This is a genomic window from Citrobacter sp. Cf072, from assembly GCF_030334485.1.
Lineage (GTDB): Bacteria > Pseudomonadota > Gammaproteobacteria > Enterobacterales > Enterobacteriaceae > Citrobacter > Citrobacter freundii.
Map to the genome: position 1 here is coordinate 39,183 of NZ_JAOWDX010000020.1, position 16,286 is coordinate 55,468.

12 protein-coding genes are annotated in these 16,286 nt (G+C 54.5%); 4 read left to right on the forward strand and 8 right to left on the reverse strand.

Annotated features, from left to right (window positions below; translation table 11 throughout):
- Window positions 1-45 precede the first annotated feature (45 nt).
- Window positions 46-510, reverse strand: coding sequence for a cyclophilin-like fold protein (locus tag OGX66_RS01595; protein ID WP_247752157.1), 465 nt, complete (start codon window positions 508-510; stop codon window positions 46-48).
- Between the two features lie 116 nt (window positions 511-626).
- On the opposite strand from OGX66_RS01595, the gene OGX66_RS01600 reads away from it, so the two are divergent.
- From OGX66_RS01600 to pepE, 3 genes are all read left to right on the forward strand, one after another.
- Window positions 627-1,526: a LysR family transcriptional regulator gene (locus OGX66_RS01600; protein ID WP_035897671.1), complete on the forward strand. Its 900-nt coding sequence runs from the start codon at window positions 627-629 to the stop codon at window positions 1,524-1,526.
- Between the two features lie 415 nt (window positions 1,527-1,941).
- On the forward strand, window positions 1,942-2,220 hold the full coding sequence (locus OGX66_RS01605; RefSeq protein WP_136397903.1) for an addiction module antidote protein: 279 nt from the start codon (window positions 1,942-1,944) through the stop codon (window positions 2,218-2,220).
- 108 nt (window positions 2,221-2,328) lie between these two features.
- Entirely contained in the window at window positions 2,329-3,018 is a 690-nt protein-coding gene (gene pepE, locus OGX66_RS01610; RefSeq protein WP_003841421.1) for a dipeptidase PepE, read from the forward strand.
- Between the two features lie 65 nt (window positions 3,019-3,083).
- Here the strand turns inward: pepE and OGX66_RS01615 are convergent, their stop codons facing one another.
- Window positions 3,084-4,715, reverse strand: coding sequence for a Na/Pi cotransporter family protein (locus OGX66_RS01615; RefSeq protein WP_003031618.1), 1,632 nt, complete (start codon window positions 4,713-4,715; stop codon window positions 3,084-3,086).
- A 193-nt stretch (window positions 4,716-4,908) separates the two neighbouring features.
- Entirely contained in the window at window positions 4,909-8,592 is a 3,684-nt protein-coding gene (gene metH / locus OGX66_RS01620; protein WP_193339389.1) for a methionine synthase, read from the reverse strand.
- 195 nt (window positions 8,593-8,787) lie between these two features.
- On the opposite strand from metH, the gene iclR reads away from it, so the two are divergent.
- Window positions 8,788-9,612 (forward strand): glyoxylate bypass operon transcriptional repressor IclR, encoded by an 825-nt coding sequence (iclR, locus tag OGX66_RS01625; RefSeq protein ID WP_003844677.1) that lies wholly within the window; start codon window positions 8,788-8,790, stop codon window positions 9,610-9,612.
- A 21-nt stretch (window positions 9,613-9,633) separates the two neighbouring features.
- Here iclR and aceK read toward each other — a convergent pair whose 3' ends face one another.
- The 5 genes from aceK to OGX66_RS01650 form a co-directional block, all read right to left on the reverse strand.
- A complete protein-coding gene (aceK, locus tag OGX66_RS01630) occupies window positions 9,634-11,382 on the reverse strand; it encodes a bifunctional isocitrate dehydrogenase kinase/phosphatase (protein WP_049016187.1) in 1,749 nt (582 codons plus the stop codon).
- A 102-nt stretch (window positions 11,383-11,484) separates the two neighbouring features.
- The gene (aceA, locus tag OGX66_RS01635; RefSeq protein ID WP_003031609.1) at window positions 11,485-12,789 is read right to left on the reverse strand and encodes an isocitrate lyase; all 1,305 of its coding nucleotides are present in this window, start codon (window positions 12,787-12,789) and stop codon (window positions 11,485-11,487) included.
- A gap of 31 nt (window positions 12,790-12,820) precedes the next feature.
- Window positions 12,821-14,422, reverse strand: coding sequence for a malate synthase A (gene aceB, locus OGX66_RS01640; protein ID WP_270939467.1), 1,602 nt, complete (start codon window positions 14,420-14,422; stop codon window positions 12,821-12,823).
- A gap of 268 nt (window positions 14,423-14,690) precedes the next feature.
- Window positions 14,691-15,620: a homoserine O-acetyltransferase MetA gene (metA, locus tag OGX66_RS01645; RefSeq protein ID WP_003841431.1), complete on the reverse strand. Its 930-nt coding sequence runs from the start codon at window positions 15,618-15,620 to the stop codon at window positions 14,691-14,693.
- Between the two features lie 136 nt (window positions 15,621-15,756).
- Window positions 15,757-16,170, reverse strand: coding sequence for a YjaA family stress response protein (locus OGX66_RS01650; protein ID WP_138828092.1), 414 nt, complete (start codon window positions 16,168-16,170; stop codon window positions 15,757-15,759).
- Window positions 16,171-16,286: the final 116 nt, after the last annotated feature.

The following is a 16,286-nucleotide window of genomic DNA, read 5'->3' on the forward strand; positions in this document are numbered from 1 at the left end:
GGGACGGGATAAGAGGGATAATCGCGGTACGGAAGGTGCTGCGGGTCAGTTGGCGACCCTGATCTGTACCGCAAGAGGTCCGTGGCGCTGCAGGACCGGCAGTCCGGAATCCACTTTCCCTAACGGGATCAGTGAACGGGCGTAAGCCCTGCCCCGGGCAAAAATCGCCAGGTTGCCCCAGGGCGCGTAGTAAGTGATATCTCCGGCTTCCGGCGTCATGCCGTCCGGTGCCTGCACCGTGGAAAGCCTGCGCGGCAGGTCGCTTATACGCTCAATATCGTCATAGTCTTCCAGCGTCAGGCTGAGGGGAAGCAAAGACGCAAAGTCCCGGCCTGTCGGCGTATCAAAGAGGGTGGCGGTGGCGGTTTCTCCCTCCACAATGATCTCAATTTTCATTAGCGTCTCCTGTGCCACTCCCCGGTCGTTGCCACCCGCCATAACGGACTGCGTGACGAAAAGCAGGCTGGCAAGGAGCAGCAACAGTGACGTTCTGCGGTAAGCGTTTTGCATAAGGGTTAGCGTTGACTTTTTCATCGCATTATTGTTACCAATATGCAGCGGGTTAACTAGCTAATGAATACTTAATACCCTTATAAGCAAAATTTATAAATGGACCGGAAACGAGCATGGCCAGACGCAATCTCAACGACTTACTCTCTTTCGTCACCGTGGCGCGTGAGGGCAGCTTTACGCGCGCTGCCGCCCAGCTCGGCGTGACCCAGCCCGCACTGAGCCAGGCGATTTCCGGGCTGGAAGAACGGATGCAAATCCGCCTGCTGACAAGGACCACGCGCAGTGTGTCAGTGACGGCAGCCGGGGAGCGCCTGCTGCAGTCTGTGGGACATCGTATTGATGAGATTGAAGCCGAGCTGGACATGCTGACGGCACTACGTGATAAACCTGCCGGGACCGTCCGTATTACATGTGGACCTAATGTTCTGAAGACCACGCTGCTGCCAAAGCTGACGCCACTGTTACGCGAATATCCTGATATTCATATTGAGTTTGATGCCAACCACGGGTTCCGGGATATCGTTGCGGATCGTTTTGATGCCGGCGTGCGGCTCGGAGACACTATTGACAAAGATATGATAGCTGTACCCATTGGCCCGAAACTGCGCATGGCGGCTGTAGCTTCCCCAGAGTATTTCGCCCGGTGCGCCGCCCCTCAGACGCCACGCGATCTGATGCAACACTGCTGTATTAATGAGCGCATGGTTCAATCGGGGAAAATTTACGCCTGGGAGTTTGAGCAGGAAAACGGCAAATTTCACGTTCGGGTTGAAGGTCAATTGACGTTTAACACATCGGAACACGTTGTTGATGCAGCTCTGGCCGGACTGGGCATTGCCTTTTTACCTGAAGAGGAGTTCGGCACACATCTGCAGGAAGGAAAACTGATTCGTGTGCTTGAAGAATGGTGCCGTCCTTTTCCCGGCTACTATCTTTATTATCCCAGCCGTAAACAGCCTTCCCCAGCGTTTTCACTCGTTGTGGATGCGTTGCGTATTAACCGGAAAATTTAACGCTGAATTATCGGGCCAATATTTGAAGAACGGACGTGAACGTCCGCTTCTGGCACAAAGCAGCCCCTCTCCCCTGTTATCGTTTCGCGTATCAACCGCAGCATCCTGGAAAATTACACATTACTGCGAGGCGCTTTCCTGTTTATGTCCACCAGCATTTCCTCTTACATCCCTGTTTTTTATTCTCTACTTTCAACTTGTCAATTCATAATGTAGTTTATAAAATACATTGAACGTAATCATGGAAATTCTTCAGACCACGGTTTTCCAACGCTGGGAACAGAATCTTCGGGATCGCAGGGCCAAAACGCTCATTGCCGCACGACTTTTTCGACTGCCGAATGGTTTAGCTGGTGATGTTAAACCTATTGGAGAATGCTCGCCCGTTCACTGGACTATCAGGAGACCTTCCGCCATGAATAAACTTACTCACTACGATCCCGCTGCTGCGCTAGTTGATGATGAAGAAATTGCTGTATTTATGGCGGATGCCCTCGAAACAGGCGATGCAACGTACATTGCAAAAGCACTGGGCGTGGTGGCTCGCGCTAAGGGAATGGCGAGCATCGCGGCAGAAACGGGATTATCCCGCGAACAACTCTACCGCTCGTTTAGTGAGAAAGGAAACCCGACGCTGAAAACCACGCTGGCGGTGATGAAGGCGCTCGGTATTGGATTGACACTTAAAAAATAGCCACAGCTTCTGTCCCCCTTCCAACATCGTGAGCCATATCAGTAAGGCGTCAGGCTGATAGTGGTAGCATTAGCGCGGTTTGTAATTTTCTGATTACATGGAGAAATGATGGAACTGCTTTTATTGAGTAACTCGACGCTGCCGGGCAAAGGCTGGATGGAACATGCGCTGCCGCTGATCGCAGAGCAACTGAATGGTCGCCGCACGGCGGTGTTTATTCCGTTCGCTGGCGTGACGCAAACCTGGGATGAGTACACGGCGAAAACGGCAGCCATCTTTGCGCCAATGGGCGTCAACGTTACGGGTATTCATACCGTTGCCGATCCGATTGCCGCCATTGAAAACGCCGAGCTGGTGATTGTCGGCGGCGGGAATACCTTCCAGTTGCTGAAAGAGAGTCGTGAGCGCGGGTTGCTGGCGCCGATCGTGGATGTCGTCAAACGCGGTGCGCTGTACATCGGCTGGAGCGCGGGTTCCAACCTTGCCTGCCAGACCATCCGCACCACCAACGACATGCCGATTGTCGATCCCAAAGGTTTTGATGCGCTGGGTCTGTTCCCGCTGCAGATTAACCCACATTTCACCAACGCGCTGCCGGAAGGCCACAAAGGCGAAACGCGTGAACAGCGTATCCGCGAACTGCTGGTTGTGGCACCGGAGCTGACGGTGATTGGCTTGCCGGAAGGTAACTGGATCAAGGTGAGTAACGGTAAGTCCGTGCTCGGCGGCCCGAACACCACGTATATCTTTAAAGCGGGTGAAGAGGCGGTTGCTGTTGAAGCAGGCCACTGCTTTTAGTTGATTTGTTGTCTGATGCCGGATGGCGGCATAAATGCCTTATCCGGCCTACCGCTTCAGCTCACTCAATAATCATCCCGCTCATCGTCTTCATCCGGTTGTTCCAGCACGCTGTAGGCCACGGAGCAAAACAGCGAGTTCAGACGCTGCATATCGCCCAACAGCGCCAGGTGTAGGGAACTGGTCTCGATGCTTTGCACGTTCTGCTGATGCAGACGGTCGACGTGCGCATGCGAATAACGACGGTTGAGAATACGAAAACGGTGCTTGCTGCGGCGTAGACGACGGGCACTGGTCACATCGCCTGAGAAGAACACCGACATCGCCAGCTGCAGATTGCTGAGCAGCTGATCGTAAAGTGCATCCAGCTCTTTCAGCCCTTCTACCGAGAATGCCCGACGGGCGGCCAGCGACTTATCGGCAATCTCGCTGCCCATACGTTCAACGATATCGGAAGCCTGTTCGAGGTTGAGCGACATTTCGATAATCTCCGCCCAACGGCGTGATTCCTCTTCCGCCAGTTCATCCTTTGGCATCCGCGCCAGATAGAGCTTAATCGCCGTATACAGCACGTTGATGTCATCCGCCATCCTGCGCAACTCTTTCTCTTCGCGCGGCTCGCCGTGCATCACCTTCTTCAACCCGTCCATCATCTGCTCCATCGCATCGCCAATACGCAGCGCTTCGCGGGCGGCATTAGCCAGAGCGAGCGTCGGCGTATCCAGCGCACTGACGTCCAGATGTTTGGGCTTCAGATGCGCATCCAGCTCCGGCTCATCGCGGATGATGCGTTTACAAAAACGCGCCATCGGTTCGGCGAACGGCACCATCGCCACGCAGCGCACCAGGTTGTAGAAGACGTGGAAGTAGATAACCAGTTCAGATTTCGGCAGCGGTAGTTCATCCATCAGATTGGCCAGCGGATGAACAAACGGCAGGATAATCAGGCTGCCCACCAGCTTAAACAGCAGGCTGCCGAGCGCCACACGACGAGCAGCAGCATTCGCAGCACTGTTGTTGAGCATCGCCAACAGACCAGAGCCGAGGTTGGCGCCAATCACCAGACACAACGCTACCGGGAACGAGATAATGCCCGCCGCGGTCAGCGTTGCCGTCAACAGTACCGCCGCCAGGCTGGAGTAACTGATAATCGCAAACATGGCGCCAATCAGCGCATCCAGCATGATATCGCCGGTAAGTGAAGCGAAAATAACCTGTACGCCATTAGCCTGAGTGATCGGCGTTACTGCCTGCACAATCAGCTCCAGCGCCAGTAAAATCAGCCCCAGTCCAATACCGACCCGCCCCAGTTGCCCCACACGGGACTGCTTACGGCCGAGAAAGAAGATCACGCCGATAAAAATCAGCAGTGGCGACAGCCAGGAGAGATCGAAGGTCAGGATACGCGCCATCAGCGCGGTCCCCACGTCGGCACCAAGCACAATCACCAGCGCAGGAGTCAGCGCCACGAGATCTTGTGCAACAAACGAGGTCACCAGCATGGTGGTGGCGTTGCTACTTTGCACCAGCGCCGTCACGCCGATACCCGCACAAAAGGCGAGCGGTTTCTTTTCAACGCTACGGCTGAGCACGGTGCGTAAACGCGCGCCAAAGACGCGCATCACACCAGTACGCACAATATGCGTACCCCAAACCAGCATCGCGACGGCAGAAAGCAGGTGTAACAGAGTTAACACGGAATCAGGTACTCCTTATCGTTATATGTTCCTGGGCTCGGCGCAGATAGCGTGCCTGATAAGGCGTTTACGCCGCCATCCGGCAAACAGCGCTCGCGAACCTTCTTTCAGTATAAGGGTTTAAACGTAATAAAGAGACAGGGCACTCATTGAGCGCCCTGTTTGTTGTAAAGAAAGATGACAGTTTTGTGAATCAGTCGGCGTCGTAGCCGAGGTTCGGCGCTAACCAGCGCTCCACTTCTGCCACGCTCATCCCTTTACGGAAGGCATAATCTTCAACCTGATCGCGCTGGATTTGCGCCACGGCGTAGTACTTGCTGTCCGGATGACTGAAATACCAGCCGGAAACCGACGCACCTGGCCACATGGCGAAGGATTCGGTGAGCTTCATCCCGGTATGCGCCTCCACGTCCAGCAGTTCCCAAATGGTGGCTTTTTCGGTGTGTTCCGGACACGCCGGATAGCCCGGTGCCGGGCGAATCCCCTGGTAGTTTTCGCGGATCAGCTCCTCGTTACTGAGATTCTCATTCGCCGCATAGCCCCAGTAGACTTTACGTACGCGCTCATGCAGATATTCTGCGAACGCTTCCGCCAGACGGTCAGCGATCGCTTTCACCATGATCTTGTTGTAGTCGTCATGCTGGGCTTCGAAGGCGTCCGCCAGCGCATCTTCTTCCAGACCACCAGTGACCGCAAAAGCACCGATGTAATCCGCTTTACCGCTCAATTTCGGCGCAACAAAGTCAGACAAGCAGTAGTTGGCGAAACCGACTTTTTCCGTCTGCTGGCGCAGGTGATGACTCACGTTGATGACGTGCGTACGCGTCTCGTCACGGTAAATCTCGATGTCGTCACCCACGCGGTTGGCCGGGAATAAACCCACCACGCCACGCGGATTCAGCGTCTTCTCAGCGCTGAGTTTATCCAGCATGTCGTTGGCATCTTTGAACAGTCGCTTCGCCTCTTCGCCCACTACTTCATCTTCGAGGATTCGAGGATATTTCCCGGCCAACGACCAGGTCATAAAGAACGGCGTCCAGTCGATGTAGTTGCGCAGGGTTTCGATGCTGGCTTCCACTTCCTGTACGCCCAGACGGTGCGCCACCGGCGGGGTGTAGTTTTCCCAGTCAAAGGCCACATCGTTGTCGCGGGCAGCCTGTAACGTTACGGGCGGAGTACGCGGTTTCTTACGCGCATGCTGGATACGCACGGTTTCATACTCTTTACGCGTACGGGCGACAAAGTCATCACGCTGGGTGTCAGAGAGCAGCGCAGCGACGACGCCAACGGTACGCGAGGCGTTCTGCACGTACACCGTCGGGCCGCTGTAGTTCTGCTCAATTTTCACTGCGGTGTGCGCTTTCGAGGTGGTCGCGCCGCCAATCAGCAGCGGAATAGTGAAGCCCTGACGCTCCATCTCTTTCGCCACGTTGACCATTTCGTCCAGCGATGGGGTAATCAGCCCGGAAAGGCCAATCAGATCGGCATTCACTTCACGCGCCGTTCTGAGGATTTTCTCCGCGGGCACCATCACGCCAAGATCGACGATTTCGTAGTTGTTACATTGCAGCACCACGCCGACGATATTTTTACCGATATCGTGCACGTCGCCCTTCACGGTTGCGATGACCATTTTGCCATTGCTGGAACCTTTCTCTTTGCTGGCCTCAATGTACGGTTCAAGGTATGCCACCGCCTGCTTCATCACGCGGGCGGATTTCACCACCTGCGGCAGGAACATTTTGCCCTCGCCGAACAGGTCGCCAACCACGTTCATGCCGTCCATCAGCGGTCCTTCAATAACCTCGATCGGGCGCGCGGCCTGCTGGCGAGCTTCTTCGGTATCCAGCTCAATAAACTCGGTTATGCCTTTCACCAGCGAGTATTCGAGGCGCTTTTTCACGTCCCAACTGCGCCACTCCGCCATCTGGGCATTCGCCGTGTCGTCGGTTTTACTGCCGCGATACTTCTCAGCAAGCTCCAGCAGTCGTTCGGTGCCATCGTCACGGCGGTTGAGGATCACATCTTCAACGGCATCGCGCAGCTCGGCGGGCAGGTCGTCGTAAATTGCCAGTTGTCCGGCGTTGACGATCCCCATGTCCATACCGTTGCGAATGGCGTAGTAGAGGAATACTGCGTGAATGGCTTCACGTACTGGGTCGTTGCCACGGAACGAGAATGAAACGTTAGAAACGCCGCCGGAGATCAGCGCGTGCGGCAGTTCGCGTTTGATATCTTCACAGGCCCCGATAAAGTCCTGCGCGTAGTTGTTGTGTTCATCAATCCCGGTCGCCACCGCAAAGATGTTCGGGTCAAAGATAATATCTTCCGGCGGGAAGCCCACCTCTTCGGTAAGAATCTTGTACGCCCGACGGCAGATCTCAATTTTGCGCGCGCGAGTGTCGGCCTGGCCCTGCTCGTCAAAGGCCATCACCACCACTGCAGCACCGTAGCGACGCAGCAGCTTCGCGTGATGGATAAAGGTCTCAACCCCCTCTTTCATCGAGATGGAGTTAACGATGCCTTTACCCTGAATGCACTTCAGCCCTTTTTCGATTACTTCCCATTTCGAGGAGTCGATCATAATCGGCACGCGGGCGATATCCGGTTCACCGGCAATCAGGTTGAGGAAACGAACCATCGCCGCTTCGGCGTCGAGCATCCCCTCATCCATGTTGATATCGATGATCTGCGCGCCGCTTTCTACCTGCTGGCGGGCGACGTCCAGCGCCTCGCTGTATTTCTCTTCTTTGATCAGGCGCTTAAACTTCGCCGAACCGGTAACGTTGGTACGCTCGCCGACGTTCACAAACAGGCTGTCGTCGCCGATGTTCAGCGGCTCAAGGCCAGACAGACGGCAGGCAACCGGGATTTCCGGCAAGCGGCGTGGCGGCAGTCCGTCCACCGCGCGGCTCATGGCAGCGATGTGTTCCGGCGTGGTGCCGCAGCAGCCGCCAACAATATTCAGGAAGCCCGCTTCGGCCCATTCGCGGATTTGCGCCGCCATGGTGTCGGCATCGAGATCGTACTCACCAAAGGCGTTCGGCAGCCCGGCGTTCGGGTGTGCGGTAACGTAGCATTCGGCAATACGCGACAGTTCCTGCACGTACTGGCGCAGCTCGTCCGGACCTAAGGCACAGTTCAGACCAAAAGTCAGCGCATCGGCGTGGCGCAGGGAGTTGTAGAATGCTTCAGTGGTCTGGCCGGAGAGCGTACGCCCGGAAGCGTCGGTGATGGTGCCGGAGAGCATAATCGGCAGCTCAACGCCCAGCGCTTCGAATTCAGTTTTAACCGCGAAAATAGCGGCTTTGGCGTTGAGGGTATCGAAAACGGTTTCAATCAGGATCAGGTCACTGCCGCCTTCCACCAGCGCTTTGGTGGATTCGCGGTAGGCGGCCACCAGCTGATCAAAGGTAATATTGCGGTAAGCCGGGTCGTTGACGTCGGGCGAGATAGACGCCGTACGGTTGGTTGGGCCAAGCACGCCCGCGACGTAGCGCGGTTTGTTCGGCGTGCGCGCCGTCCATTCGTCTGCCGCCACGCGCGCCAGTTTGGCTGCCGCAAAGTTGATTTCCGCCGACAGGGATTCCATCTGGTAATCCGCCATGGCAATAGTCGTGGAGTTGAAGGTGTTGGTTTCGATGATGTCCGCGCCCGCCTCGAAGTAGGCGTTGTGAATCGCGGCGATCACCTCCGGTTTGCTGAGCACCAACAGGTCGTTGTTGCCTTTCAGATCGCACGGCCATTCGGCAAAGCGTTCGCCGCGGAAATCCTCTTCGCTCAGACGATATCCCTGGATCATGGTGCCCATACCGCCGTCCAGCACCAGAATACGTTCATTTAACTGCTGACGTAATTGTTCTACTTTGCTGCTCACACTCGCTCCCGACAACGCTCAACCAGACCGAAAAAAACTCAACAGGCCATACTGGCACAAACCTGAGAGGCGGAAAAGAGAACAACGGCCAACATGAGACATGTTCAGCTTCACTCATCCGATCAGTACAGGAATTCTTGCATTATAATTGAATAAAACGAAAATGATTTCCACGATACAGAAAAGGAGTCTGCCATGGTTGCCCCCGTTCCCGCGAAACGCGGTAGAAAACCCGCCGCTACTACTGCGCCCGCAACCGGGCAGGTTCAATCCCTGACGCGCGGCCTGAAGCTACTGGAGTGGATTGCGGAATCCAACGGCAGCGTGGCGCTGACCGAGCTGGCGCAGCAGGCCGGCCTGCCAAACTCCACGACTCACCGATTATTGACCACCATGCAGCAGCAGGGATTTGTTCGTCAGGTCGGTGAATTAGGGCACTGGGCCGTGGGCGCACACGCGTTTATCGTCGGCAGCAGCTTTTTGCAAAGCCGTAATCTGCTGGCGATTGTGCATCCGATCCTGCGCAAGCTGATGGAAGACTCCGGTGAGACGGTAAACCTCGCCGTGCTGGATCAAAGCGATCATCAGGCCATTATTATCGACCAGGTGCAGTGCACCCAACTGATGCGCATGTCCGCGCCTATCGGCGGCAAACTGCCGATGCATGCTTCCGGGGCGGGTAAGGCGTTTTTATCCCAACTGAGCGAAGAACAGGTGACTGGGCTGCTGCACCGCAAAGGACTACACGCTTATACCCACGCCACGCTGGTGTCGCCAGTGCATCTGAAAGAGGATTTGGCTCAGACGCGCAAGCGCGGCTATTCCTTTGATGATGAGGAACATGCGCTGGGTCTGCGCTGCGTGGCGTCGTGCATTTATGACGAGCACCGCGAGCCGTTCGCCGCGATTTCCATTTCCGGGCCAATCTCACGCATTACCGATGACCGTGTGACCGAGTTTGGCGCAATGGCAATCAAAGCAGCGAAAGAAGTGACGCTGGCGTACGGCGGATTTCGCTAAGATGGGGTTGCCGGGTGGCGGTTACGCCTTACCCGGCCTACGGTCGGTTTCATAACGCACGCTGAAACGCTGTTTGCGTCGGTAGGCGTAAACATCTTCCACATGCCCGTTTTTAATCCGCGTTTGCAGACCACGCCAGTAGTCGGCGCTGAACAGCTCAGCGTGCATCTCTTCAAACAGCGGCCCGATACGCGGGTCGGCACATAGCCAGTGGCGAAACTCTTCCGGGAAGACATCTCCAGGCGATACGCTGTACCACGGCTCAGCGCTCATCTCATCTTCCGGGTAGCGTGGCGGCGGGATATGACGGAAATTAACCTCCGTCATGTAGCAGATTTCATCGTAATCGTAGAACACCACGCGCCCGTGACGGGTGACGCCGAAGTTCTTAAACAGCATATCGCCGGGGAAAATATTGGCGGCGGCCAGCTGACGAATCGCGTTGCCGTACTCTTCAATGGCATCGCGCAGTTGTTGACCTTCGACTTGCTCCAGCCAGATATTCAGCGGCACCATCCGTCGTTCGATATACAGATGGCGAATGACAATCTGATCGCCAAGATCGGTAATTTTTTCCGGGGCTTCCTGCAATAACAGCGCCATCAGCGCCGGATCGATTTGCCGTTTATCCAGCACAAAATTCTCGAACTCCTGGGTGTCAGCCATCCGCCCCACACGATCGTGCTCTTTGACCAGTTGATAACAGGCGCGGACGTGGGCGGCAGACATCTCTTTTTGCGGCGCAAATTTGTCTTTAATGATTTTAAACACCCGGTCAAAGCCCGGCAGGGTAAACACCAGCATCACCATACCGCGGATCCCCGGCGCTTCAATAAACTGCTCATCACAGTTGGCCAGGTAGAGCAGATACTCCCGATAACTTTCCGTTTTTGCATGCTTCTGACAGCCAATCGCCATATACAATTCAGCGGTGGTTTTACCGGGCAGGATCTCGCGCAACCACTCCACCAGTGCCGCGGGCAGCGGGGCATACACCATAAAGTAGGAGCGGGCGAAGCCAAACACAATGCTCGCCTCCGCCGTCGTGGTCAGGCAGGTATCGACAAACAACTCACCTTCGTCTGTCCGGTGGATTGGCAGTAAAAACGGCAGCGTTCCAGAAGGGGTAATCAGCTTACCGACCAGCCAGGCTGCCTTGTTACGATAAAACAGTTCATTCGCCACCTGTAAATGGCAGCCTGGCAACACATCCGCTCCCAAGGTTTCGGTCAGGTGTTCGATGATGTAGTGGATATCACGATGTTTATTCTGCCACGGAAGACGCAGGGGCAGATCGCTAAGGACGCGAGTTAGCAGCCACTCCCAGCCGGTATCAGGAAAAAAGTCTTTCGCCAACGGGCGTGGGATCGTGCGGAAACGACGCTCTGGCTGAGAACTGAAAATAAACAGCCGCTCGGGAGTCAGCGAGCGGTGGTCAAATAACCGACAGTAAACGGAGTTAAAAAAGCTCTCCGCAATCTCGAAGCGCGGGTAATCCGGCAGTAGCCGGGTGTAATGCTCTTTCACGCGAAGTAAAAAATCCGCGTCGGTACTTTTGCCGTCTGTAATGCAGCGCAACTGCTCCACCACCAGACCGACGTGATGATCGTAAAGGTGAATACGGCTTTTCATTGCCTGCTGAACCGCATGCCAGTCGGCATGTTCAAAACGCTGCTGCGCGCCGGAGGTGACTTCCAGAAAACGCCCGTACTGGGCGTCGAAACCTTGCAAAATCGTCTGAGCAATCAGTAATTCCAGGCCACGCGTCATCGACTTCTCCCATTCGGCACAACGTCATGCCGGATGGCGCGTTCGCTAATCCGGCCTACATCCCTTCGTAGGCCCGGTAAGCACAGCGCCACCGGGCATTAATCAAAACTGCGATTCTTCGGTCGAGCCGGTCAGCGCGGTCACCGAGGAAGCGCCGCCCTGAATGATAGTAGTGACTTTGTCGAAGTAGCCTGTACCCACTTCCTGCTGATGGGACACGAAGGTGTAACCGTCTTTAGCCGCCGCAAATTCTGGCTGCTGAACCTTCTCAACATAGTGGCGCATGCCTTCACCCTGCGCATAGGAGTGTGCGAGGTCGAACATGTTGAACCACATGCTGTGGATGCCCGCCAGGGTAATGAACTGGTATTTGTAACCCATATCCGACAGTTGCTGCTGGAAGCTGGCAATGGTTTTGTCATCCAGGTTTTTCTGCCAGTTAAATGACGGCGAACAGTTGTAGGCCAGCAGTTTGCCGGGGAATTTCGCGTGAATCGCATCGGCAAAGCGCTTCGCCAGTTCGAGATCCGGCGTGGAGGTTTCACACCACACCAGATCCGCATAAGGTGCATAGGCCAGACCACGGCTGATCGCCTGCTCAATACCCGCATGCGTACGGTAGAACCCTTCGCTGGTACGTTCGCCGGTGATGAACTCGCTGTCGTATGGGTCGCAGTCAGACGTTATCAGATCGGCTGCGTCAGCATCAGTACGCGCAATAACCAGCGTCGGAACACCCATGACGTCGGCTGCCAGACGGGCGGCCACCAGTTTCTGGATAGCTTCCTGAGTCGGCACCAGAACTTTGCCGCCCATGTGACCACATTTTTTTACCGATGCGAGCTGATCTTCGAAGTGAACGGCCGCTGCACCAGCCTCAATCATCGATTTCATCAGTTCAAACGCGTTCAGGACGCCGCCAAAACCCGCTTCTGCATCGGCGACGATCGGCAGGAAGTAATCCACATAGCGCGGATCGTTCGGTTCAATACCTGTTGACCATTGGATCTGATCGGCGCGACGGAATGTGTTGTTGATCCGATCCACCACTGCCGGGACGGAGTTCGCCGGATACAGCGATTGGTCCGGGTACATGCTGGATGCCAGGTTGGCATCTGCCGCCACCTGCCAGCCTGAAAGGTAGACCGCTTCAATACCGGCTTTCGCCTGCTGCAGCGCCTGACCGCCAGTCAGCGCGCCGAGGCTGTTGATATAACCTTTCTTCGATTCACCGTGCAGCAGACGCCACATTTTCGCCGCGCCAAGCTGAGCCAGCGTGCATTCCGGGTTGACCGAGCCACGTAATTTCACCACTTCCTCCGCGCTATATGGACGGGTGATGCCTTCCCAGCGCGGTTGAGTCCATTCTTTCTGTAATTCTTCGATTTGTTGAGTACGGGTTTTCATGTGCAGATGCTCCATATTGTTATGTGGTGGATTACGCCAGCAGGCGGTAGCCTGGCAGGGTCAAGAAATCGATCAATTCATCAGAGGTAGTGATTTGCTCCATCAGGCGCGCGGCATCGTCAAAACGCCCGCTGCTGTAGCGGTGTTCGCCCAGCTCGTCCTGAATCACCAGCATCTCTTCGGCCAGCATCTGACGGAACAGCGGTTTGGTAACCGGCTTGCCGTTGCTGAGCGTCTTCTGGTGGTGGATCCACTGCCAGATGGAGGTACGGGAGATTTCGGCAGTGGCCGCATCTTCCATCAGACCGTAAATCGGTACGCAGCCGTTACCGGAGATCCACGCTTCGATGTACTGCACCGCAACACGAATGTTGGCGCGCATGCCTTCTTCAGTACGCTCACCTTCACAAGGCGCCAGCAGTTGTTCTGCAGTAATCGGCGCATCTTCTTCACGGGTCACGAACAGCTGATTTTTGTTTTCACCGAGCACGTCGTTGAACACCGTCATTGCGGTATCTGCCAGTCCCGGATGGGCAATCCATGTGCCGTCATGACCGTTATTGGCTTCCAGCGCTTTGTCCGCTTTTACCTTGGTCAGAACCTGGTTGTTACGTTCCGCATCTTTGCTGGGAATGAACGCTGCCATGCCGCCCATCGCGAATGCGCCACGTTTATGACAGGTTTTAATCAGCAGACGCGAATAGGCGCTGAGGAATGGCTTATCCATCGTCACCACCTGACGGTCCGGCAGCACGCGATCCGGATGGTTCTTCAGCGTTTTGATATAGCTGAAAATGTAGTCCCAGCGACCGCAGTTCAGACCGACAATATGGTCACGCAGGGCGTGCAGAATTTCGTCCATCTGGAAGACGGCCGGCAGCGTTTCAATCAGCAGAGTCGCTTTGATGGTGCCGCGCGGCAGATTAAAGCGATCTTCTGCATAGCTGAACACTTCGCTCCACCATGCTGCTTCTTGCCAGGCCTGCGTTTTTGGCAGGTAGAAGTAAGGGCCGCTGCCTTTTGCCAGCAACGTTTTGTAGTTGTGGAAGAAATAGAGGGCAAAATCGAACAGGCTGCCCGGGATGGATTCGCCACGCCAGGTGACGTGTTTTTCCGGCAGATGCAGGCCACGAACGCGGCATACCAACAGAGCCGGATTAGGTTTGAGCTGGTAAATTTTACCCGCTTCGTTGGTATAGCTAATGGTGCCATTGACCGCATCGCGCAGGTTTATCTGCCCGTCGATAACTTTGCTCCACTCAGGAGCCAGCGAATCTTCGAAGTCAGCCATAAAGACTTTGACGTTCGCGTTCAGCGCGTTGATAACCATCTTGCGCTCAACGGGTCCGGTTATCTCTACGCGGCGATCCAGTAAATCATCAGGAATACCGCGAACCTTCCAGTCACCCTCACGAATGGAAGCTGTTTCCGAAATAAAATCAGGCAACTTACCGTCATCAATATCCTGCTGCTGCTGAATACGTGCAGCCAGAAGTTTATTGCGTTTTGGCGTAAATCTTGTCACCAGTTCAGTCAGAAACTCTACTGCTTCAGCGGTCAGAATTTGTTGCTCCTGTTCGCCACGCGGCCTGGTGAAGACCAGTTCATCGGTTGTCGTTGCCTGTTGATTCATTGCGTAGTTCCTCGTCATTGATCCAAACACATCCCCAATGCGAACGAAGGATCGTTGTGCGCTTTTCGTTCAGCACAACTAAGACTACTCATTTAAATTTCAAAATCAAAAACAATTTCCATTTTTAATTTAATTATCAATTAACCTATTGATAACAATATAAATAAAATTTAATTACACCGTGAGGTGCGTTTCGGAAATAAAAAAGGCACCCGAAGGTGCCTGATTCAATATGCTGAAACGCTTAAGGATCGTCTGCTACAGAAGATTAATCCAGCGTTGGATTCATGTGACGCAGATCATATGGCGTGATCTGGTAGACGTAATAGTTGAGCCAGTTGGTAAACAACAGATTACCGTGGCTACGCCAGGTTGCCCGCGGTTTGTTTTGCGGGTCATCTTTCGGGAAATAGTTATAGGGCACTTCCGGCGTTAGGCCCGCTTCGACGTCACGAAAATACTCACTGCCGAGCGTATGGGCATCATATTCCGGATGGCCCGTCACAAAGGCAATTCGTTTATCTTTGCTGGCAAACAGGTAGGCATCTCCCTCTTCGGTTTCAGCAAAAATCTCGAGATCGGTGTAGTCGCGAATAAGCGCAGCAGGAAAATCGGCATAGCGCGAATGCGGAGCCAGGAACGCATCATCGAATCCACGCGTCAGCAGCGCATGAGGATGCAGAATATGGTGCTCATAGACGCCTGAAAGTTTGTCCGTACGGGTTTGCTTAGGAATTCCGTACAGGATATTCAGCGCGGCCTGCACCGCCCAACAAACAAATAGCGTTGAGGTAACGTGATCTTTCGCCCATTCAAGCACTTGTTGAATCTGCGGCCAGTAAGCCACGTCATTAAATTCAACCAGACCCAACGGCGCGCCGGTCACGATCAGTCCGTCAAAGTTCTGATCGCAGATATCCTCGAAATTACAGTAAAAGTTATTCAGATGCTCCGTAGGGGTGTTACGTGACTCGCGGGCATCGATGCGCAATAGCTGAACATCTACCTGTAGCGGTGAGTTAGACAGTAAGCGCAGGAACTGGTTTTCCGTTTCAATCTTCTTGGGCATCAGGTTGAGGATGAGCACCTTCAGTGGTCGAATTTCCTGACCGGAAGCGCGGGATGTCGTCATCACAAAGACGTTTTCCTCACGCAAGAAATTGACGGCGGGTAGCTCGTCCTGCACGCGAATTGGCATAACCTGATAACCTCACTACATACGTTTAAACGTTTAGACATCCAGATAGCTGAAGATACCCAGGAATCATGCGAATGTCGAGCGTGTATGTTGAAGGTGAGAAAGTTTCACGTCATAACCAATAGTCACAGCGTGTTCAGGAGTGCCGACTATTGCGGAAATCAGTTTCCCCCTGGAGAAAAGTGCTCCGCACCCCGGCATCGCTCAGAGGCACCTTACCAGAGATAACCTGAGGACACTTAGCCCTACCGTCTGCGGCACCAAAGGTCACTTCAAGGATAGCTCGCTCTTCAACCTGCGACAGTCCACCTTCGTTCATCTCCAGCGCATGGGCCAGAAGCCCAAAAGAGTTCCGCCAAAAAAGCTGACGCCACTTAGAGCGTGGCATCAGTTGATCGACAAGGTCTTGTATCAGTTTTTCTGCTTCGAAGAACTCGGCAATCAGGAGTCGCTGATTGCTGAAGGTTCGGAATCCGGAAACTTCTTGCTGAGTGGTAGTATTGCGTACAACTACACGGTTTTTATATAGTTGAACGTAGAGAATGACCATCGGAATTTCCTTTATCAGTCCGTGATAAAATCGGAAACGCAAAAAAGCCCATCCGTCAGGATGGGCTTCTTCACTTTATTTGATGCCTGGCAGTTCCCTACTCTCGCATGGGGAGA

Coding starts and splice junctions, on each gene's coding strand:
- pepE (WP_003841421.1), top strand. CDS start 2,329: ATGGAACTGCTTTTATTGAGTAACTCGACGCTGCCGGGCAAAGGCTGG.
- OGX66_RS01600 (WP_035897671.1), top strand. CDS start 627: ATGGCCAGACGCAATCTCAACGACTTACTCTCTTTCGTCACCGTGGCG.
- aceA (WP_003031609.1), bottom strand. CDS start 12,789: ATGAAAACCCGTACTCAACAAATCGAAGAATTACAGAAAGAATGGACT.
- OGX66_RS01595 (WP_247752157.1), bottom strand. CDS start 510: ATGCAAAACGCTTACCGCAGAACGTCACTGTTGCTGCTCCTTGCCAGC.
- iclR (WP_003844677.1), top strand. CDS start 8,788: ATGGTTGCCCCCGTTCCCGCGAAACGCGGTAGAAAACCCGCCGCTACT.
- OGX66_RS01605 (WP_136397903.1), top strand. CDS start 1,942: ATGAATAAACTTACTCACTACGATCCCGCTGCTGCGCTAGTTGATGAT.
- aceB (WP_270939467.1), bottom strand. CDS start 14,422: ATGAATCAACAGGCAACGACAACCGATGAACTGGTCTTCACCAGGCCG.
- aceK (WP_049016187.1), bottom strand. CDS start 11,382: ATGACGCGTGGCCTGGAATTACTGATTGCTCAGACGATTTTGCAAGGT.
- metA (WP_003841431.1), bottom strand. CDS start 15,620: ATGCCAATTCGCGTGCAGGACGAGCTACCCGCCGTCAATTTCTTGCGT.
- OGX66_RS01650 (WP_138828092.1), bottom strand. CDS start 16,170: ATGGTCATTCTCTACGTTCAACTATATAAAAACCGTGTAGTTGTACGC.